This window comes from Acinetobacter sp. YH12106 (genome assembly GCF_013418995.1).
Classification (GTDB): Bacteria; Pseudomonadota; Gammaproteobacteria; order Pseudomonadales; family Moraxellaceae; genus Acinetobacter; species Acinetobacter pseudolwoffii.
Map to the genome: position 1 here is coordinate 170685 of NZ_VPAV01000003.1, position 18520 is coordinate 189204.

18 protein-coding genes and 2 tRNA genes are annotated in these 18520 nt (G+C 42.4%); 12 read left to right on the top strand and 8 right to left on the bottom strand.

What is annotated here, in order from left to right; all coding sequences use genetic code 11:
• Positions 1 to 2: 2 nt before the first annotated feature.
• The 3 genes from FTU45_RS04725 to FTU45_RS04735 form a co-directional block, all read right to left on the bottom strand.
• Positions 3 to 1709: a flotillin family protein gene (locus tag FTU45_RS04725; RefSeq protein ID WP_005096291.1), complete on the bottom strand. Its 1707-nt coding sequence runs from the start codon at positions 1707 to 1709 to the stop codon at positions 3 to 5.
• Positions 1710 to 1746: 37 nt separating this feature from the next.
• On the bottom strand, positions 1747 to 2382 hold the full coding sequence (locus FTU45_RS04730; RefSeq protein ID WP_180076026.1) for a YqiJ family protein: 636 nt from the start codon (positions 2380 to 2382) through the stop codon (positions 1747 to 1749).
• Positions 2383 to 2689: 307 nt separating this feature from the next.
• Positions 2690 to 3232 (bottom strand): hypothetical protein, encoded by a 543-nt coding sequence (locus tag FTU45_RS04735; RefSeq protein ID WP_005171949.1) that lies wholly within the window; start codon positions 3230 to 3232, stop codon positions 2690 to 2692.
• 311 nt (positions 3233 to 3543) lie between these two features.
• Between FTU45_RS04735 and cysD the strand changes: the two genes are divergently transcribed.
• The 3 genes from cysD (at position 3544) to FTU45_RS04750 (ending at position 6625) form a co-directional block, all read left to right on the top strand.
• Entirely contained in the window at positions 3544 to 4458 is a 915-nt protein-coding gene (gene cysD, locus FTU45_RS04740; protein WP_005096294.1) for a sulfate adenylyltransferase subunit CysD, read from the top strand.
• A gap of 138 nt (positions 4459 to 4596) precedes the next feature.
• Positions 4597 to 6213 carry a sulfate adenylyltransferase subunit CysN gene (cysN, locus tag FTU45_RS04745; RefSeq protein ID WP_180076027.1) on the top strand — a complete coding sequence of 539 codons (1617 nt, stop codon included), beginning with the start codon at positions 4597 to 4599 and terminating at the stop codon, positions 6211 to 6213.
• 142 nt (positions 6214 to 6355) lie between these two features.
• Positions 6356 to 6625: a hypothetical protein gene (locus FTU45_RS04750; RefSeq protein WP_180076028.1), complete on the top strand. Its 270-nt coding sequence runs from the start codon at positions 6356 to 6358 to the stop codon at positions 6623 to 6625.
• A gap of 76 nt (positions 6626 to 6701) precedes the next feature.
• On the opposite strand, the gene FTU45_RS04755 is transcribed toward FTU45_RS04750, so the two are convergent.
• Positions 6702 to 7046, bottom strand: coding sequence for a co-chaperone YbbN (locus tag FTU45_RS04755; protein ID WP_005171940.1), 345 nt, complete (start codon positions 7044 to 7046; stop codon positions 6702 to 6704).
• 127 nt (positions 7047 to 7173) lie between these two features.
• Here FTU45_RS04755 and FTU45_RS04760 point away from each other — a divergent pair, with 127 nt between their 5' ends.
• From FTU45_RS04760 to FTU45_RS04770, 3 genes are all read left to right on the top strand, one after another.
• Positions 7174 to 8166, top strand: a complete 993-nt coding sequence (locus FTU45_RS04760) for an NAD(P)H-quinone oxidoreductase (RefSeq protein WP_180076029.1) — start codon at positions 7174 to 7176, stop codon at positions 8164 to 8166.
• Between the two features lie 213 nt (positions 8167 to 8379).
• Complete coding sequence (locus tag FTU45_RS04765) at positions 8380 to 8583, top strand: hypothetical protein (protein WP_159516433.1); 204 nt, start codon at positions 8380 to 8382, stop codon at positions 8581 to 8583.
• A 153-nt stretch (positions 8584 to 8736) separates the two neighbouring features.
• Positions 8737 to 9639 carry a YafY family protein gene (locus tag FTU45_RS04770; protein WP_180076030.1) on the top strand — a complete coding sequence of 301 codons (903 nt, stop codon included), beginning with the start codon at positions 8737 to 8739 and terminating at the stop codon, positions 9637 to 9639.
• Positions 9640 to 9758: 119 nt separating this feature from the next.
• Here FTU45_RS04770 and FTU45_RS04775 read toward each other — a convergent pair.
• A tRNA-Leu gene (locus tag FTU45_RS04775) sits at positions 9759 to 9844 on the bottom strand.
• Between the two features lie 10 nt (positions 9845 to 9854).
• Positions 9855 to 9928 (bottom strand) — tRNA-Cys (locus FTU45_RS04780).
• A 153-nt stretch (positions 9929 to 10081) separates the two neighbouring features.
• On the opposite strand from FTU45_RS04780, the gene folD reads away from it, so the two are divergent.
• Both folD and FTU45_RS04790 read left to right on the top strand, forming a co-directional pair.
• A complete protein-coding gene (gene folD / locus FTU45_RS04785) occupies positions 10082 to 10930 on the top strand; it encodes a bifunctional methylenetetrahydrofolate dehydrogenase/methenyltetrahydrofolate cyclohydrolase FolD (RefSeq protein ID WP_100328806.1) in 849 nt (282 codons plus the stop codon).
• A 167-nt stretch (positions 10931 to 11097) separates the two neighbouring features.
• Complete coding sequence (locus FTU45_RS04790; protein WP_180076031.1) at positions 11098 to 11766, top strand: methyltransferase; 669 nt, start codon at positions 11098 to 11100, stop codon at positions 11764 to 11766.
• A 63-nt stretch (positions 11767 to 11829) separates the two neighbouring features.
• On the opposite strand, the gene FTU45_RS04795 is transcribed toward FTU45_RS04790, so the two are convergent.
• Together FTU45_RS04795 and FTU45_RS04800 are read right to left on the bottom strand one after the other, a co-directional pair.
• Positions 11830 to 12252 (bottom strand): hypothetical protein, encoded by a 423-nt coding sequence (locus FTU45_RS04795; RefSeq protein ID WP_159138049.1) that lies wholly within the window; start codon positions 12250 to 12252, stop codon positions 11830 to 11832.
• 136 nt (positions 12253 to 12388) lie between these two features.
• Positions 12389 to 14221, bottom strand: a complete 1833-nt coding sequence (locus FTU45_RS04800) for a phosphoenolpyruvate carboxykinase (GTP) (RefSeq protein ID WP_180076032.1) — start codon at positions 14219 to 14221, stop codon at positions 12389 to 12391.
• A gap of 415 nt (positions 14222 to 14636) precedes the next feature.
• Here FTU45_RS04800 and FTU45_RS04805 point away from each other — a divergent pair, with 415 nt between their 5' ends.
• The 4 genes from FTU45_RS04805 (at position 14637) to groL (ending at position 18488) form a co-directional block, all read left to right on the top strand.
• Positions 14637 to 15575: a diacylglycerol kinase family protein gene (locus FTU45_RS04805; protein WP_100357247.1), complete on the top strand. Its 939-nt coding sequence runs from the start codon at positions 14637 to 14639 to the stop codon at positions 15573 to 15575.
• Positions 15556 to 16332 carry a metallophosphoesterase gene (locus tag FTU45_RS04810; RefSeq protein ID WP_005096310.1) on the top strand — a complete coding sequence of 259 codons (777 nt, stop codon included), beginning with the start codon at positions 15556 to 15558 and terminating at the stop codon, positions 16330 to 16332. The genes FTU45_RS04805 and FTU45_RS04810 overlap by 20 nt, the downstream gene beginning before the upstream one ends.
• A gap of 167 nt (positions 16333 to 16499) precedes the next feature.
• Entirely contained in the window at positions 16500 to 16787 is a 288-nt protein-coding gene (groES, locus tag FTU45_RS04815; protein WP_005096311.1) for a co-chaperone GroES, read from the top strand.
• Positions 16788 to 16853: 66 nt separating this feature from the next.
• Positions 16854 to 18488: a chaperonin GroEL gene (gene groL / locus FTU45_RS04820; RefSeq protein ID WP_005096312.1), complete on the top strand. Its 1635-nt coding sequence runs from the start codon at positions 16854 to 16856 to the stop codon at positions 18486 to 18488.
• Positions 18489 to 18520 lie beyond the last annotated feature (32 nt).

The window sequence follows — 18520 nt, forward strand, 5'->3', positions numbered from 1 at the left end:
TTTTAAGTTTTAGCTTTCAGACTCTGGGTCATGCCATTAATATCACCACCCTGAATACCAAGTTCATTCATTAGGCTGTCAATTAAGGGTGCTTGGCTGCGATAACGCAGGGCGCTATTTACCACCTGATCTGACAGGGCAACATTGCCATTTTCATGATGTGCATCTGTCTGACAGGAACCGGCATGACTGCCATGCAGGCCATTGACCTGAAGAATCTTGATGTCATCAATATTTTCCATCGGTTTAACACTTTCCCGGATAATTTCAGGCAAGTATTTCAACATGGCTAGGCGAATCTGCATTTCGACCTGTTCAGGTGACAGCACATTATTGGCTTCGTTGACTGCACGGGTACCTTCTGCATCGACCTGATACTGTTTTTCCATCGCCTGAGCCAGTAGAATTTTTGCGTCCGCTTCACCTTTGGCCTTAAGACGAACCTTTTCGGCTTCAGCTTCAGCAGCAATACGTACTGCTTCGGCATCATCTGCTGCGGCTTGTTTTCCGGCTTCAGCGGCAACCGTAATCGCAATTGCATCTTTTTCCGCGTGTTCTTTGGCTGCGACCAGCTCAACCGCTTTTTGACGCTCTGCCTGCTGGATTTGGCGTACAGTGATGACTTCTTCTTCCGCTTTTACCGCTTGTGCACGTGCCTGATCGGCTTGCGCTTTGGCTTCAGATTCGGCGCGAGATTTTTCTGCAATGGCAATGGCACGATCCTGTTCGGCCAGCTCAATAGTTTTCTTTTGTTCGACTTGGGCTTTTTGAATCAGCTGCGCTTTTTGGATATTCTCATTTTCTACATCACGGGCCGCTAAAATACGCTTGAGGTCGACTTCTCGTTCAGCAGCAATTTGTGCTTCTTCTGCTTCACGTTTTTTACCGGCTTCCTGAGCAGAAATTTCAGCCAGTTGCTCGGCACGGCGAATGGCAATTTCGCGTTCCTGTTGCAGCTTGGCATATTCTTCTTCACGAATGATTTGCAGGCGCGCCTGTTCTGCTTCCAGATTTTTAGTTTTGATCGCCAGGTCGGTATCCTGCTCGATATGATTTCGCTTGCGACGACGATCTTCAATGGTTTCAGTGAGCTTGGTCAGGCCTTCAGCATCAAAGGCATTTTGTGGATTGAAATATTTAAATCCAGTTTGATCCAGGCCAGTCAGGGAAACGGTTTCCAGTTCCAGACCATTTTTATGCAAATCTTCTGAAACCACTTGCTGTACTTTTTGTACAAAGTCGACCCGTTTTTCATGCAGTTCTTCCATGGCCATTTCTGCTGCTACTGCACGCAGTGAATCGACAAATTTGCCTTCGACCAGATTTTTTAATTCATTCGGTGACATGGTCTTTTGCCCGAGCGTTTGTGCGGCTGTTGCAATTGAATCAGCAGTAGGTTTGACCCGCACATAGAATTCGGCCATGACGTCCACGCGCATACGGTCACGGGTAATCAGTGCCTGATCATCTGCACGGCGCACTTCAAGACGCAGAGTGTTCATGTTGACTTGAATAATTTCATGCAAGACTGGGAGCACGATTGCGCCTCCGCCCAAAATCACTTTTTCACCACCCCAACCGGTACGCACAAAGGAGATTTCTTTACTGGACCGGCGGTATAGGCGCGCAATGATGAGACCGAAGGTCACCAGTGCTGCAAAAATAATTCCAGAAATAATTAAAATATTATATAAATCAAAAGTTAACATTGTTATAAAGTCTCAGTTTGGTTCTGGCTGAATAAAATTAGAGTGCAGTGGCTTGAAAGCCATTTTTGGTTTTATGGGTCAGTACGACATTCTGACCTTGATTTAAAATTTGATTGGTTTCTGGTTCGACTAAAACATAATGGGTCTGGCCATGCTGATCCCGGACTTTGGCTTGTGCAGGAGAGTTGACTTTGGCATCACCCAGAATAATGATTGCGGTACGCCCAATAAGCTCGTCACTATAAATGGCAGAAGTTTCATCTTGAGGCATAAGCTTGCTGGCAGTCATGGCAAGCCAGCGCACTATCGGCATACACAGAAACAGACAGGCTGGGGAAATTAGCCATACATTGAAGAGCTGGCTGGTCAGGCGTTCAAATATTCCCTGAATCAATAAGCCACTCAGGCCATAACTGGTCAGAAAAATGATGAGCCAGATAAATAAAGGCAGACGTCCCAGATATAACCAGTCAAATACTTTGGTGAAAAAGCCGGGATGTTGATCTGGATTAATTTCTGGTTGCAGGGGGTCTTCAGGCAAAAACTGTTCTAACATATTCTGCGAGCCGCCACCGAGCAGCAGTAATATGCATTCCAGTGCAGCAAACATCAGCATCAGACTCAGGCTGATACTAAATACGATATTTGACGGATGAGTAAACAGTTCCCACATTTTTTATCTCTATAATTATGTTTTAGGAAAAGTGTAAGGAAGCCTCTGATGCTATAACGATAGCAGTAATTATTAATTTTGTATGCAAAAAAATAACAAAAAACCTTATAAACAAGGATTGAATATATTATGTATTTAATAATTATTGAACTATTAAAGTTAATAGTAAACTATAAGTTTATTTAGGATCTGCTAAAAATTAATTATTTTCAATATGTTGTGTGAATTTTAAGGTTGTGTGGATTGGTTTTTCTGAGAAATATAGAAATACTGTGCCTTAGTATCTCTATATTTCTTTCTTAAAGACTTAGAGTAAGGCAGTCTGAATCCGGACTTTCATATCCAGAGTCTGTTGCAGAATATAGTTTTTTATCCATGTGATCTGTTCACCCATCGGGTTCACCTTGATCGCAGTATCCAGAAAATGCAGATCCGGCTGACTGAAAAGTTGCTGTTCCAAAGTCTGCTCCAGCATCTGGCTATTGCTGGTTAAAGGCAATGCCACCAGATAGAATGCTTTAGGGTAATTGTAAAATGCATAGAGTAAGTTAAAGGCTTTTTGATCACCTTTAAGATTACCCGCACCGATTTCATAAGCTGCATTCTGGTTGCTATACGTCACACCCAATAAGAATTCCCAATGACCTTCTTGCAAACGCAGACCAAACTGTAATCCGATCTGGTCGGCAGTCAATTCATGTTGCAAATAGATATTTAAAGGCTTGCCGTCTTCACTGAAAGGTTCTTGTAAGACTAAAATGTGTTGCTGATGCTGATAAATGTAACCTGCAAGCTCTGCTTGTTCCAGGCGAGTTTTTAGAGTGGAGAGATCAAAAGCGCTATAAGCCATAAGCAAAATATATCAAAGGGAGAATTTAGCCTACTCTATTAATTTTTCAGCATCTTGGAAACCACTACTTTAGATTATTTATCTATACTTTTATGGGTGATTTTAAAAATTAATACAGCAAAAATAGTCAGATGTGGTGACGTTCATTATTGATTCATAAAAACTGATATTTGTTATTAGTGAATTTTTATATGAGCTTTTGATATATCAATATCATAAAACAAGCAATGGCTAAGATAAGTAAATCACTATAATGAATATAAATTTTCAAAAGTGTCATAAGTACACGTTTTTCTAAGCTGGTGTTGTCCATGTCGTTAAATGAGGAAAGACTTACTCATCTCAAACAGCTTGAAGCTGAGAGTATTCATATTATCCGTGAAGTAGCAGCTGAATTTGAAAATCCAGTCATGCTTTATTCCATTGGTAAAGATTCAGCAGTCATGCTGCATCTTGCACTGAAAGCGTTTTATCCAGCCAAACTTCCATTCCCGCTACTGCATGTAGACACGGGTTGGAAATTTAAAGACATGATTGCTTTCCGTGACAACATGGCAAAAAAACATGGTTTTGATTTGATCGTGCATCAAAACAAAGAAGGAGTCGAGGCAGGCATCAATCCTTTCGATCATGGTAGTTCAAAATATACTGACATCATGAAGACCCAAGGTTTAAAACAAGCCTTAAATAAATACAAGTTTGATGCTGCTTTTGGTGGTGCGCGCCGTGATGAAGAAAAATCTCGTGCCAAAGAACGTGTCTATTCATTCCGTGATGATAAACATCGTTGGGATCCCAAAAACCAACGCCCTGAACTTTGGAACCTTTACAACGGTAAAGTGAATCAAGGTGAAAGTATTCGTGTATTCCCGTTATCAAACTGGACCGAGTTGGATATCTGGCAATACATCTATTTGGAAAGTATTCCACTTGTGCCACTTTACCTGGCTGCAGAACGTCCTGTGGTTGAGCGTAGCGGTACACTTATTATGGTTGATGACGAACGTATGCCTTTAAAAGAAGGTGAAGTTCCACAAATGAAATCGGTACGTTTCCGTACTTTAGGTTGTTATCCATTAACAGGTGCAGTTGAATCAACTGCAGATACCTTGCCGGAAATTATCCAAGAAATGCTCTTGGCAACCAGCTCTGAGCGTCAGGGTCGTATGATTGACCATGATGAAGCAGGCTCGATGGAGAAGAAGAAGCAGGAAGGCTACTTCTAATTTAATCTCCCCCTAAAAATCTCCCCAAACCCCTCTTTGAGAAAGAGGGGCTTAAAAGTGGAGGAAGTCTCCCTTTTATAAAGGGAGATTTAGAGGGATTCAAAACCGATTTCTAAAGAATATGTGGAGCTTTGGGCAATGTCTCATCAATCAGAACTGATTAGCCAAGATATTTTGGGCTATTTGAAACAACATGAAAATAAAGACCTGTTGCGTTTCCTGACTTGCGGTAACGTAGATGATGGTAAATCGACTCTAATTGGTCGACTGCTTTACGATTCAAAATTGATTTATGAAGATCAATTGCAAGCCGTCACCCGTGACTCGAAAAAAGTCGGTACCACAGGCGATGCACCTGACTTGGCACTTCTGGTCGATGGTCTACAGGCAGAACGTGAGCAGGGCATTACCATTGATGTGGCCTATCGTTATTTCTCGACTGAAAAGCGTAAGTTCATCATTGCCGATACTCCGGGACATGAGCAGTACACCCGTAACATGGCAACAGGTGCATCGACCTGCGACCTTGCGATTATCTTGATTGATGCGCGTTATGGTGTGCAAACTCAAACCCGTCGTCATACCTTTATTGCAAGCTTACTTGGTATTAAAAATATTGTTGTTGCGATCAACAAGATGGACCTGGTGGACTTCTCTGAAGCCCGCTTCAATGAAATTCAGGCAGAATATGCAGCATTCGTTGCGCAGTTGGGTGATCGTAAACCATCGAACATCATCTTTACGCCAATTTCTGCATTGAATGGCGATAACGTGGTGAACAAGTCCGCCAATACGCCGTGGTACACCGGTGAAACGTTAATGGGTACGCTTGAGTCGGTAGAAATTAACCGTACTTCGGCAAAAGCAGATTTTCGTTTCCCAGTGCAATATGTCAACCGTCCAAACCTCGATTTCCGTGGTTTCTGCGGCACGATCGCACTTGGTGATATCAACGTTGGCGATACCGTAACGGCTTTACCATCAGGTAAATCATCAACAGTAAAAGAAATCGTTACTTTTGATGGCAACCTTGAACGTGCTGTTGCAGGTCAAGCTGTGACTTTAACGCTCAACGATGAAATTGATATTTCACGTGGTAACGTGTTAATTCGTGCCGATCAAGCGGTTCCAAATATTTCTCGTTCAGTTCAAGCGACTGTGGTGTGGATGGCGGATCAAGCGCTGGTGATTGGCAAGCTGTACAACATTAAGATTGGTACACAGACTGTTCCTGCAAAAGTGACAGCGATTCATTACCGTACCAACGTCAACACACTGGAGAAAGTTCAGGTCGAAAATCTTGAGCTGAATGCGATTGCCAATGTGACTGTTGAATTTGATGCGCCCGTGGTCTTTGACCGTTATCAAGACAGCCGTTATACCGGTTCATTTATCTTCATTGATCGTTTAAATAACGTGACGATTGGTGCAGGTATGGTGGAAGAATCAGTTGAATGGTCTGCACATGATGAGCCTGTGACTGCTGAAGTGCGTGCTGCGCGTTTGGGGCAAAAACCTGCTGCGCTGACTGTCTCGGCAAAAGCTTTGGAAAATGCTCAGGCACTTGAAAGTTTACTGATTCAGCAAGGCATCGTGGCAATTGCCAGAGCGGGTCTTGATGCTGCACAAGTTGCATTGCTTCGTGAAACAGGTGTGGTGGTGATTACCGATACTGCTGAAGGTACGGACACCACTTTAATTGTGGAAGCAGTCGAAGAGCTTGCTGATAAAATTGTAGAATTGGTTCGATTATAAGACTGAGTCGATTTAAAAAACCCGCCGTAAAGCGGGTTTTTTATTTGGATGCTTTTAAGTATGTAAATAATGTGCAGCCGTGTGAATGTTGAACTTTCACTTAAATTTCTTCTCGATATAATACAAATATTGAGGGGTGTTTATGAAAAAAATATTTATTTTAATCGGGTTGTGTTTGGCTTTTGGGGTGGACGCTAAACAGGCGACCAGTACAGAAGCAATTAAGCAAAAAATTATCCAGCAGTCGATTGATCGTTATCCGGGGAATTGTCCATGTCCTTACAATACGGCCAGTAATGGCAGTCGCTGTGGTAAACGTAGTGCATATAATCGGGCGGGTGGACATGCACCTTTGTGTTATCCGGAAGATGTCAGTGATCGGATGGTCAAAGAGTATAAAAGCCGTGGTTAATTACCAAGTCCCGATTTTACCGAGGGGTAAAAACGAAATTTTCTCTACAGTTTATCTTCAGATATGTATGCTTCAATTATTCAGAAAAATCAGTTAGGGATTGAGATAGAATCGTCTTTATCTCCGTTAGACTTTTTGCGCCAGCAATCCTTTTAATGATTGTGCCATTTTTAAAAATCAGCGTAGAAGGTAGACCATAAACATGATAGCGCAAGGTTAATACTGGAGATTGGTCGATATTTACTTTGCCAAATTTGATTTCGGGCTTGCTTTCAGCATATTGCGCTGCCAGTTCATTAAAGACCGGAAAATTCTGAATACAAGGCTTACACCATTCGGCATAAAAGCGAATGACTGCAAAACCTTCGAACCATTCAAAATTACTGTAATTATTCTCGTTATACTCAATGATCTCGCTCATATCCATCTCCTATCAATTTTTTGAATAGTGACTTGATTATACATAAGTCCGACTTGGCTTCATTCCTCAGCTTAACTATGTTCAAATAAAGCCAAGTATCTTGAATATTCAATAAGCAGGGAAATATATGTCACAAGCAAGCATGCAACAGGTCATTATTACAGAACCGGGCGATATCGATAAATTGGCTTATGAAACGGTTGCAATCCCCGAAGCCAAAGCAGATGAAGTTCTGGTGAAAGTCCATGCTTTTGGTATTAACCGTCCAGATATTTTGCAACGTCAAGGTTTGTATCCAATGCCAAAAGGCATAACACCAGTCCCGGGTCTTGAAGTCGCGGGTGAAGTGATTGCAGTCGGTGCTGAGGTAAGCCAGTTTAAAGTTGGTGATAAAGTCTGTGGCCTGACCAATGGTGGTGGTTATGCAGAATATTGTGTCGTACCAGAAAGCCAGACCTTGAATATTCCGGAAGGTGTAAGCTTTACACAGGCGGCAGCCATTCCTGAAACCTTTTTTACCGTGTGGGCCAATGTGTTCCAGATGGGGCAGGCCAAAGCAGGCGAAACCGTGCTGATTCATGGCGGGAGCAGCGGCATTGGCACTACTGCTTTAATGTTATGTAAAGCACTCGGAATCAAAAGCTTTGCGACTGTCGGTACGGATGACAAGGTTGCAGCTATTTCAGAGTTAACTTATGCGATTAACTATAAAACGCAAGACTTTGAGCAAGTGATTAATGAAGCAACTGACAATGGCGGGGTCGATGTCATTCTGGATATGGTGGGTGGGCCATATTTAGAGCGGAACCTGAGTTTGCTGCGTCGTGATGGACGTCTGGTGTATATCGCCTTTTTGGGCGGTCGTAAAGCCAAAGAGGTTAATTTAGGTCCTATCATGATGAAACGTCTGACCATTACCGGTTCGACCATGCGAGCACGAAGCACCGCTGAAAAAGCGGAAATTGCACAAGGTCTGAAAGAGCAGATTGCACCATTATGGGCAAAAGGCGAATGTTTGCCGATGATCTATAAAACGTTTAAGTTTGATCAAATTCAAGATGCCCATGCCGCAATGGATACGGGAGAACATGTGGGTAAAGTTGTGGTTGAAATTATTTAATACGAGATAAATGATTTAAAAAAGCCAGTAATTTTACTGGCTTTTTTAATTTTGAGTAAAATCTTATTACAAATAAATATATAAAACTTTGAATAAAAATTAAAAAATGTTAACTGTTCGACACAACCTGTCAAGAATGCCACGTAAATTGCATCTATCGATAATTCCGACTAATTGGTTCAACATTCACATGAATGTGAGAGGGAAAATAAGATGAAAATTATTCCAATAGTATATAGTTCAAAACATAGTTTAAAAGCATTGCATCGTATTCATAAAATGATTATTCGCGGAAGCATGAGTTGGGCAGAGTTACATAAAATGTATCGAGCGATGCTGCATCTGGAGCGTTATATGGAAAGATTAACGCTCCAGAATCGTCCTTTAAGCAAGAAAGCATCCAGAAAATCCAAATAAGGTCTTGTATTTTTGGGATGAATAAAGGGTCAAGATCTGAGGTAAAAGAATATCTTAGACTTTATCCTAATATGATTCACTTATTGAGATTGAGTATAATCATTAAGTATCTAGCGATAAATAAGTACATGTGAATGTATTAAGTGGGGATTTATGAAGCGCCCAGCTTCAACACATGAGCGTCTTGCAGAGCGTTTAGCCAGAATTTTGACCAAATTAAATGTCGGATATCAACTCCGGGCTGCAGAGCTAGCTGCAGAATTTCAGGTCAGTAGCCGCACCATTGAACGTGATTTTGACCGATTAAACTCTTATCTGCCTTTACGCCAAGATCAACAGAAACGATATTATCTGGATCCCTCTTATTTAGGGCGCTTTAAATTGCAGGATATTCAGACCTTTGCCCAGCTTTCCGGGATCAGTGAGCTGTATCCCGCACTAGATATGTCCTTTTTACGTGAATTGCTGGATGATCGCGCCAATCTGGTTTTTTCTGCCAAAGGCTATCATTTTGAAGACACCAAACAGTTTGCTGAGCATTTTAAAACTTTAGCCGCTGCTATTCATAAGCGTTATTATATTCATTTACGTTATCGTGAAGAATCCAGAAATATCCAGCCTTATCGTTTAATCCATCATCATGGCATTTGGTATCTGGCGGGTATAGATCAGGGAAAACTAGGCACCTACCGTCTCAGTCAGATTCAGCAAGTTGAATTGTTGCTTGATCTGAAGCCCTTTGAACATGAGGCTGAAATATTAAAAATTCTGGAGGATGAAGAAGGGATCTGGTTTGGGCAGCAGAAACAACAAGTCTGGGTAAAAATTCAGCCAGAAGTCGCCATGTTTTTTAAAGAGCGTCGTTTATTTCCGGAACAACAGATTGAGCAAGAGTCAGCATCGGGAGGGTTGTTAATCAGTTGTCAGATTCGCCATGAAATGCAGCTTTTACCTTTGGTGCGTTACTGGATGCCCCACATCAAGATTACTGAGCCTGTACATTTTCAGCAGAAACTGGAGCAAGATTTAGAACGTTATTTACGTTCTGCGGGATAAAATCGCACGTCTGTATAAGATGGCTTGATTGATAGTTTGACTTATTTTCTAAATTTCAGACATAAAAAAACCAGCTTAATGCTGGAGATTTTATTGCACCATTTTAACAAGGATTAAAATGGTGCCCGAGGCCAGACTCGAACTGGCACGCTTTGTGGGCGGGGGATTTTAAATCCCCTGTGTCTACCGATTTCACCACTCGGGCTTTAACAAGATGGAGGCGGAGGTCGGAATCGAACCGGCGTCCACGGAGTTGCAGTCCGCTGCATGACCACTCTGCCACCCCGCCACGTCTTGTTGATGCGTATATTATCAAGCCCTGAAAAAAAAACAATAGCATATTCATTTGTATGCGCATAAAAACAGCATCTGGCGGAAAATATTTAAATTATTCATGTAGAATGTGCAAAATTGATTCATATCAACACTTGGGAGAAATGCCGTGGCATTAGTTCTAGACGGTCGTGCATTGGCGAAGCAAATTGAAGCTGACTTGTTTACTCGCGTAGAAGCGCTGAAAGCAAAATCAGGTCGTACTCCAATTCTTGCGACGATTTTGGTAGGTGACGATGGCGCATCTGCAACTTATGTGCGTATGAAAGGCAATGCTTGTCGCCGTGTTGGTATGGATTCATTGAAAGTTGAGCTTCCAACCGAAACCACAACTAAACAACTTCTTGCAGAAATTGAAAAGTTAAATGCCAATCCAGATGTACACGGTATTCTGCTTCAGCATCCGGTTCCTGCGCAAATTGATGAGCGTGCATGTTTCGATGCGATCTCGCTTGAAAAAGATGTCGATGGCGTCACTTGCCTGGGTTACGGGCGTATGGCGATGGGCGAAGCTGCCTATGGTTCAGCGACGCCTGCCGGGATCATGACGATTCTGAAAGAAAACAACATTGAAATCGCTGGTAAACATGCGGTGGTTGTCGGTCGTTCTGCAATTTTGGGCAAACCAATGGCGGCAATGCTGCTTGAAGCCAACGCAACTGTGACCATTTGCCATTCACGCACTCAAAACCTACCTGAATTTGTAAAACAAGCCGATATTATTGTTGGTGCGGTCGGTAAAGCGGAATTGATTCAAAAAGACTGGATCAAACCAGGTGCAGTGGTAGTTGATGCAGGTTTCCATCCACGGGATGGCGGTGGGGTAGGTGATATCCAGTTGCAAGGCATTGAAGAAATTGCGTCTGCTTATACCCCGGTTCCGGGTGGTGTGGGCCCGATGACCATCACCACTTTGATTCGTCAAACTGTTGAAGCTGCTGAGAAGGCTTTGGGTTAATTCCTACAGTGTTCCTTCTCCCTCAGGGAGAAGGCTAGGATGAGGGAGATTTTTTATAAATAATCCTCTCCCTAGCCCTCTCCTTTAATAAAGGAGAGGGAACTTTCTTTATTAATTCGGGTTTCGTGTTTGAAACTAAAATTCTGAATATTCAAAAATAAAAACCAATGAGCTGTACTTTCCAATTCCCTAAAGCCCCTGAGCATCTACTAAAAGCCTTGCATAATGTGATTCCATACTGTGAGCTGCATGCACAGCAATTGCCGGATACACCCATTTCCCTGTGGCTGATTCCGCCAGTATTTCCAACAGATAAACTGGATGATGAAGTGATTCGTCGCATCTGGAATGATACACCATACTGGATCTTTTGTTGGGCATCAGGTTTGGCGATGGCGCAGTGGCTATTGGCAGAGCCGCATCATGTCAAAGACAAAGTAGTTTTGGATTTTGGGACTGGATCGGGCGTAGTTGCCATTGCAGCGAAAATGGCAGGCGCAAAACGCGTCATCTGCTGTGACATCGATCAAGTCAGTTTGGATGCCTGTCGTGCCAATGCTGAGTTAAATGAAGTTGAGCTGGAATATCTGGATGACCTGTATAAGGCAGAGCAGCTAGACATTCTGTTAGCCGCAGATGTGCTCTATGATCAATGCAACCGTTTCTTCCTGGATGAGTTTTTAAAATTTGCACCTGAAGTCTGGGTTGCAGATAGTCGAGTAAAAAACTTTAGTCATCCTCAATATGAAAAACTGGATGAGCGCAGTGCGACGACCTGGCCGGATCTGGAGGAATCACCAGAATTTCGTAATGTCAGTTTCTATAAAACACGTTAAAGTTGGACAATCAAAAAGGGCAGTTAGCCCTTTTTGATTGTCTTACTTTGAATATATCGGATATTAAGAACAAGTATAACGAATGACACGCATCGTGGTTGGGCGGGCGTCTAAGGCTTCGCGTGCACCGAGATTCTCGCTATTATATAGATCTGGGGTATTGCTTAAGCTGATTTGCGTGCGGCTATTACCTAATTGGCGGCCATATTGTTCCTGCTCCGCAAGTGGATTAGAAATTTCATTAGTGCTTAAAATCTGAATATTATAGGTTTTTGAACCGCCCAAAGTCTGTTGACAGGCTGCCTGCAATTTTCTTTCATCCTGATTAGGCCGTCCTGAAAGCGTATAGCTCAAGGTTGCTGTATTGCCTGAACGTTCCAGAATTTCATAGCCACTTTTTCCGTTGAACTGATGTGGTGCAGTCTGACACGCACTCAACATGAAGCTGCTTGCAGCCAGAGCTAAAATGACTGTTGTTCTTTTCATATTTATATTTCCTAAAGTCTTGCGCTAATTATGCCATAGTTTGCTTCAACTGCTGCTCTGGTCAATTGTGATCAATTGTTTATCCATTTAATAAAAAAGGCCGCTTACGCGACCTCTTTTAATTTTAAATCAGCAATTATGCAGATTTTTTAACAGCTTCAATCAGTTCAGCTTGACGTTTTTTCAACGCTTCTGGCAGACGGTCACCAAGTTTATTGAACAATTCAGTGTGGCTTTCAAGTTCTTTGATCCATTGATCTTTGTCTTGAGAAGTTACAAGGTCAAATTGTTCTTTAGTGAAGTCAGAACCAGTCCAGTTCAACTGTTCATAAGTTGGTACACGGCCAATTGGAGTTTCAACAGCATCAGCACGACCTTCACAACGGTCAATGATCCACTCAAGAACACGCATGTTTTGACCGAAACCAGGCCATACGAAATTGCCTTCAGCATCACGACGGAACCAGTTCACGTTGTAGATACCAGGAAGCTTGTTGCCAGCAGCCGCAGCTTTTGCACCAACTTTTTCGCCCATTTCTAACCAATGAGAGAAGTAGTCAGCCATGTTGTAACCAGCAAATGGGAGCATCGCAAATGGGTCGCGACGTACAACACCTTGTTGTCCAACAGCAGCAGCAGTTGTTTCAGAGCCCATAGTTGCAGCTTTATAAACGCCATCAACCCAGTCGAATGCTTCTGAAATTAGAGGCACTGTGTCTGCACGACGACCGCCGAAAATGAACGCAGAAATTGGAACACCTGCTGGATTTTCCCAGTCAGCGTCGATAGAAGGGCATTGACCAGCACCAACAGTGAAGCGAGCATTTGGATGCGCAGCTTTTTCTTCGCCAGTGTGAGGTTGACCTTTCCAGTTGGTCAGGTTAGCAGGTACTTCTTTAGAAAGACCTTCCCACCAAACTTCACCGTTGTCAGTTACAGCAACGTTGGTATAGATCACGTCTTTGTGAAGCGTTGCCATACAGTTCGGGTTGGTCTTGGTATTTGTACCAGGCGCTACACCGAAGAAACCAGCTTCAGGGTTGATTGCATATAGACGACCATCTTCACCTGGTTTGATCCAAGCAATATCATCACCTACAGTTTCAATTTTCCAACCTTCGTAACCCGCTGGTGGAATCAGCATTGCGAAGTTTGTTTTACCACAAGCAGATGGGAATGCAGCTGCGATGTAGTGTTTTTCGCCTTGTGGGTTAGTCACGCCAAGGATCAGCATGTGTTCAGCTAACCAGCCTTGTTGACGACCCATATAAGATGCAATACGTAATGCTAGGCATTTTTTACCAAGCAATGCATTACCGCCGTAACCAGAACCGTAAGACCAGATTTCACGAGTTTCTGGGTAATGCACGATGTATTTTTCAGGGTTGCAAGGCCATGCAACGTCCTTTTGACCTTCTTCTAATGGAGCGCCCACAGTGTGTACACATGGAACGAATTCGCCATCAGTACCTAGAACGTCATAAACCGCTTTACCCATACGTGCCATTTTAGACATGCTTACAGCAACGTAAGGAGAATCTGTTAATTCGATACCGATGTGTGCAATATGAGAACCTAAAGGACCCATAGAGAAAGGCACAACGTACAAAGTACGACCTTTCATAGAACCATCAAACAAACCGTTTAGGCGAGCGCGCATTTCAGCAGGCGCTTCCCAGTTGTTTGTTGCACCAGCATCTTCTTTGTTTTCTGAACAAATAAAGGTACGCCCTTCAACACGCGCAACGTCAGAAGGATCAGAATTCGCAAGATAAGAACCAGGATGAGTTTCTTGATTCAGTGCTTGCATTGTGCCGTTAGCGATCATCAAGTCGATATAACGTTGATATTCTTCTGCGCTACCGTCACACCATTCAATTTTTGCTGGTTTTGTTAATTTAGCAATCTCTTCCACCCAAGCAATAAGCTTAGGGTGACGAACGAATTCTGGTGCGTTCACTTGGGTCATGGTGAGGCCTATCTCAAATGTGTACAAAAAGGATGTACAAAGTACAATCCGAACAATAAAAATGTTGCCCGGATGATATATGAAAAAAAGTGGCTGTATTAAAGCATAAAATGATAAAAAAAATAAGACCAAAGAAGCACTAGATTTCTTTTGGCATATAATGCTATTTTATTTGTAAATATAATGAAAACAATAAGATAAAACTAAATATTTGAATTACCTTGGTTATTTATTTTAATTATGGGTGGTATTTATTTTAAAAATTATTAATAAAATCAATTTATTAATTTTATAGCACGTCTCATATTCGTTATTGATTAAATAAATGGTTGCCATTTGAATTTTACATAAAGCTACTGTTAATTGTCTATGAATTGGACAAAATGCCAATAGGCTTCATAAAGTTGTGCGAAAAATGTCTAATCAATCTAAACCCTTATCGCTTATTTATAATCATAATGCTGGTTTTCGCATACAAGGGCCAGAAGGGATCTATGAACAATTGACTGAAATATTTTCAGCGCAAGGTTATCAGACTAAAGCTTATGAAATCAATGATTCACAGCAATTTGATCACGTTATGGCGGAGGTGTTGACACGACATTTAGCGTCGGATGAAGCAGGTATCGTGGTGGCAGCAGGTGGGGATGGTACTTTAAATACAGTCGCCAAACATTTATTGAATACGCAAATTTCTGTTGGAATTTTACCCTTGGGTACTTTTAATTATGTAGCCAGATTATTAGATATTCCTCTGGATTTAATTGAAGCCGCTAAAGTGATTGCCACGGGACAATCTAAACGTATCAATGTAGCCCAAATTAATCAGGATATTTATCTGAATAATGCCAGTTTGGGCCTGTATCCCTTATTTATCAAAAAACGTGAAGATTATAACCGGCGGTTTGGTCGATTGCCGTTACATGCCTATACTTCCGCACTGGATGTGCTGATTCGCGACCGTAAGGAACTGAAACTGGAAATCTGGGTAGATCACAAGAAATATCCGGTAAAAACACCCCTGATCTTTTTTGGCAACAATCCCTTGCAACTGGCAGATATGAAAATGCAGATTGCCAAAGCAGCAGAGCAGGGTAAAGTCGCAGGAGTAGTGGTTTCTAAAAGTGATAAGCTAACTTTGTTTAAGCTTGTGTATCAGTTGGTTCGTGGCAAGATTGATCAGGCTTCGGATGTTTACAGTTTTGCTGCCGATCAAGTCCGTATCGAATCTAGATCCAAGAAATTGATGGTGGCGATTGATGGCGAAATCGCAGAAATGGCACCGCCCCTCAATATTTCTGTTCTAAAAAACAGCCTGAGTGTAAGGGTGCCGCATGATCCTGCATCTGTCTGATCTGCATTTTGGGACAGAAAAACCCGAGTGTTTAGAGGCAATTCGACAGTTCTGTCAGACTCATCCTCTGGAAGCGGTCGTCGTCAGTGGTGATCTGACCCAACGCGCACGTTTAAGTCAGTTTTTGGCCTGTAAGCGGTTTTTAGATCAGCTTGAGACACCTTATCTGGTAATTCCGGGTAATCATGATATTCCGCTCTATCATTTGTGGAATCGGCTGTTCAATCCATTTACCCGTTATCAGCTTTTTTTTGGTGAACTTGAACCCACACTTGAAACAGACAACTTTTATCTGGTGGGGGTGAACTCAATCCGGCGCCGCTATCACACCAAAGGGCATTTATCGCTTGAGCAGATTCAGCGTATTGATCGGAAATTAGGCCAAGCACCTTCTTCCAAATTAAAAATTATTGTCAGCCATCAACCGTTCTATGTGCCTTTTCAAAATAAGCGCGGTTTTAAGGATAGTCCATTGATGGCCAAAATTGCTTTAGAGGCTTGGGCAGCACATGGCCTGTTTGCAGTCTTGCATGGACATCTGCATCAACCTGCGGTTTATGATTTGAACCTGATCTTTGAGTTGGGGGCAGATCATCCTGTTTATGATGTACATGCAGGTACTTCAGCCTCGCATCGGCTACATAAAAAAGAGCCAAATAGTTTTAATCTGATTGATGCATCAGGAAAAATTTCCCAGTATTTATTCGATGACGTGACCCAGTCCTTTCTGTTAAAGCCTGATATGTTGAATAAATAGACGAAAAATCAGTATTCGTTAAAAAAAAGCAATTTTTTTTCATTTTTGCCCTTGAAGCGTTTTATTCCATCTCCATAAAAGTGACATCAAAAATTTTTGATGATGACCCATGGAATAATTAAGTCGTCATCAGTGACCTAAAAAGACTTAGTCTGATGGAGTTAAATATGAGCAACATTCGTCCATTACATGACCGCGTTGTTATTCGTCGTGTTGAAGAAGAAACTAAAACAGCTGGCGGTATTTTACTTCCTGGTTCTGCTGCAGAAAAACCAGCTCAAGGTGAAATCATTGCTGTAGGTAATGGTCAAATCACTGACAATGGTGTACGTGCACTAGATGTAAAAGTTGGCGATAAAGTATTGTTCGGTACGTATGCGGGTACAACTGTGAAAGTTGACGGCGAAGAACTTCTTATTATGAAAGAATCTGACATTTTAGCGGTATTTGCTTAATTTCCGTTTAAAGTCGTCTTATGTTCATCAGAATTTAAAAGATATTAAAAGTATTTGGAGTCAAAAATGTCAGCTAAAGACGTAAAATTTGGTGATTCAGCGCGCAGCAAAATGATTGCTGGTGTGAACATCCTTGCAGATGCAGTGAAAGTAACACTAGGTCCTAAAGGCCGTAACGTTGTGATCGACCGTTCTTTCGGTGCGCCGCACATCACCAAAGATGGTGTAACGGTTGCCAAAGAAATTACCCTGAAAGACAAATTCGAAAACATGGGTGCGCAACTGGTTCGTGAAGTGTCTTCTAAAACCAATGACATCGCAGGTGACGGTACAACCACTGCAACAGTATTGGCACAAGCTATTTTGAACGAAGGCATCAAGTCAGTTACAGCGGGTATGAACCCAATGGACTTGAAACGCGGTATTGATATTGCAGTTAAATCTTTGGTTGCTGAAATTAAAGCAACTGCTCAACCTGCGTCTGATTCTAAAGCGATTGAACAAGTCGGTTCGATCTCTGCAAACTCTGACACCACTGTAGGTAAACTGATTGCGCAAGCAATGGAAAAAGTGGGCAAAGAAGGCGTCATCACTGTAGAAGAAGGTTCAGGCTTTGAAGATTCTCTAGATGTGGTAGAGGGTATGCAGTTTGACCGCGGTTACATCTCGCCATACTTCGCAAACAAGCAAGACACACTAACTGCGGAGCTTGAAAATCCGTTCATTCTTCTGGTTGACAAAAAAATCAGCAACATTCGTGAGTTGATCACAGTGCTTGAAGCAGTTGCGAAAACAGGTAAACCGCTTTTGATCATCGCTGAAGATGTTGAAGGCGAAGCGTTGGCAACTTTGGTTGTCAACAACATGCGCGGCATCATCAAAGTATGTGCAGTAAAAGCGCCTGGTTTTGGTGATCGTCGTAAAGCGATGCTGCAAGACATCGCGATCTTGACTGGCGGTACGGTGATTTCTGAAGAAATTGGCATGCAGCTAGATCAAACTGCACTTGAACATTTAGGTACTGCACATAAAGTGACTGTATCTAAAGAAAACACAGTGATTGTGGATGGTGCGGGTAATGCAGGTCAAATTTCTGAACGTGTTCAGCAAATCCGTGCGCAAATTGAAGAATCTACGTCTGAATATGACAAAGAAAAACTTCAAGAACGTGTTGCTAAATTGGCAGGCGGTGTTGCAGTGATCAAAATCGGTGCTGCGACTGAAGTTGAAATGAAAGAGAAGAAAGACCGTGTAGACGATGCCCTTCATGCAACGCGTGCTGCGGTTGAAGAAGGTGTGGTTGCAGGTGGTGGTGTTGCACTGGTACGTGCAGCGAAAGTATTGGATAACGTAACTGGCGCGAATGATGACCAAAACGTAGGTATCAACATTCTACGTCGTGCGATTGAAGCGCCGCTTCGTCAAATCGTATCGAATGCGGGTGATGAGCCTTCAGTGGTGATCAATGCTGTGAAAAATGGCGAAGGCAACTTCGGTTATAACGCGGCAACAGGTGTTTATGGCGATATGCTCGAAATGGGTATTCTTGACCCAGCAAAAGTAACGCGTTCTGCACTTGAGCATGCTGCTTCTGTTGCTGCATTAATGTTGACAACTGAATGTATGATCACGGATATTCCAGAAGACAAGCCTGCAATGCCTGATATGGGCGGCATGGGTGGTATGGGCGGCATGATGTAATTCATGTTGATCATCCGATCTTAAAAAAATCC

Coding starts and splice junctions, on each gene's coding strand:
- FTU45_RS04750 (WP_180076028.1), top strand. CDS start 6,356: ATGAAAAAAATATTTATTTTAATCGGGTTGTGTTTGGCTTTTGGGGTG.
- FTU45_RS04735 (WP_005171949.1), bottom strand. CDS start 3,232: ATGGCTTATAGCGCTTTTGATCTCTCCACTCTAAAAACTCGCCTGGAA.
- FTU45_RS04760 (WP_180076029.1), top strand. CDS start 7,174: ATGTCACAAGCAAGCATGCAACAGGTCATTATTACAGAACCGGGCGAT.
- FTU45_RS04800 (WP_180076032.1), bottom strand. CDS start 14,221: ATGACCCAAGTGAACGCACCAGAATTCGTTCGTCACCCTAAGCTTATT.
- FTU45_RS04805 (WP_100357247.1), top strand. CDS start 14,637: ATGTCTAATCAATCTAAACCCTTATCGCTTATTTATAATCATAATGCT.
- cysN (WP_180076027.1), top strand. CDS start 4,597: ATGTCTCATCAATCAGAACTGATTAGCCAAGATATTTTGGGCTATTTG.
- groL (WP_005096312.1), top strand. CDS start 16,854: ATGTCAGCTAAAGACGTAAAATTTGGTGATTCAGCGCGCAGCAAAATG.
- cysD (WP_005096294.1), top strand. CDS start 3,544: ATGTCGTTAAATGAGGAAAGACTTACTCATCTCAAACAGCTTGAAGCT.
- FTU45_RS04755 (WP_005171940.1), bottom strand. CDS start 7,046: ATGAGCGAGATCATTGAGTATAACGAGAATAATTACAGTAATTTTGAA.
- FTU45_RS04765 (WP_159516433.1), top strand. CDS start 8,380: ATGAAAATTATTCCAATAGTATATAGTTCAAAACATAGTTTAAAAGCA.
- FTU45_RS04795 (WP_159138049.1), bottom strand. CDS start 12,252: ATGAAAAGAACAACAGTCATTTTAGCTCTGGCTGCAAGCAGCTTCATG.
- groES (WP_005096311.1), top strand. CDS start 16,500: ATGAGCAACATTCGTCCATTACATGACCGCGTTGTTATTCGTCGTGTT.
- FTU45_RS04730 (WP_180076026.1), bottom strand. CDS start 2,382: ATGTGGGAACTGTTTACTCATCCGTCAAATATCGTATTTAGTATCAGC.
- FTU45_RS04790 (WP_180076031.1), top strand. CDS start 11,098: ATGAGCTGTACTTTCCAATTCCCTAAAGCCCCTGAGCATCTACTAAAA.
- FTU45_RS04810 (WP_005096310.1), top strand. CDS start 15,556: ATGATCCTGCATCTGTCTGATCTGCATTTTGGGACAGAAAAACCCGAG.
- FTU45_RS04725 (WP_005096291.1), bottom strand. CDS start 1,709: ATGTTAACTTTTGATTTATATAATATTTTAATTATTTCTGGAATTATT.
- FTU45_RS04770 (WP_180076030.1), top strand. CDS start 8,737: ATGAAGCGCCCAGCTTCAACACATGAGCGTCTTGCAGAGCGTTTAGCC.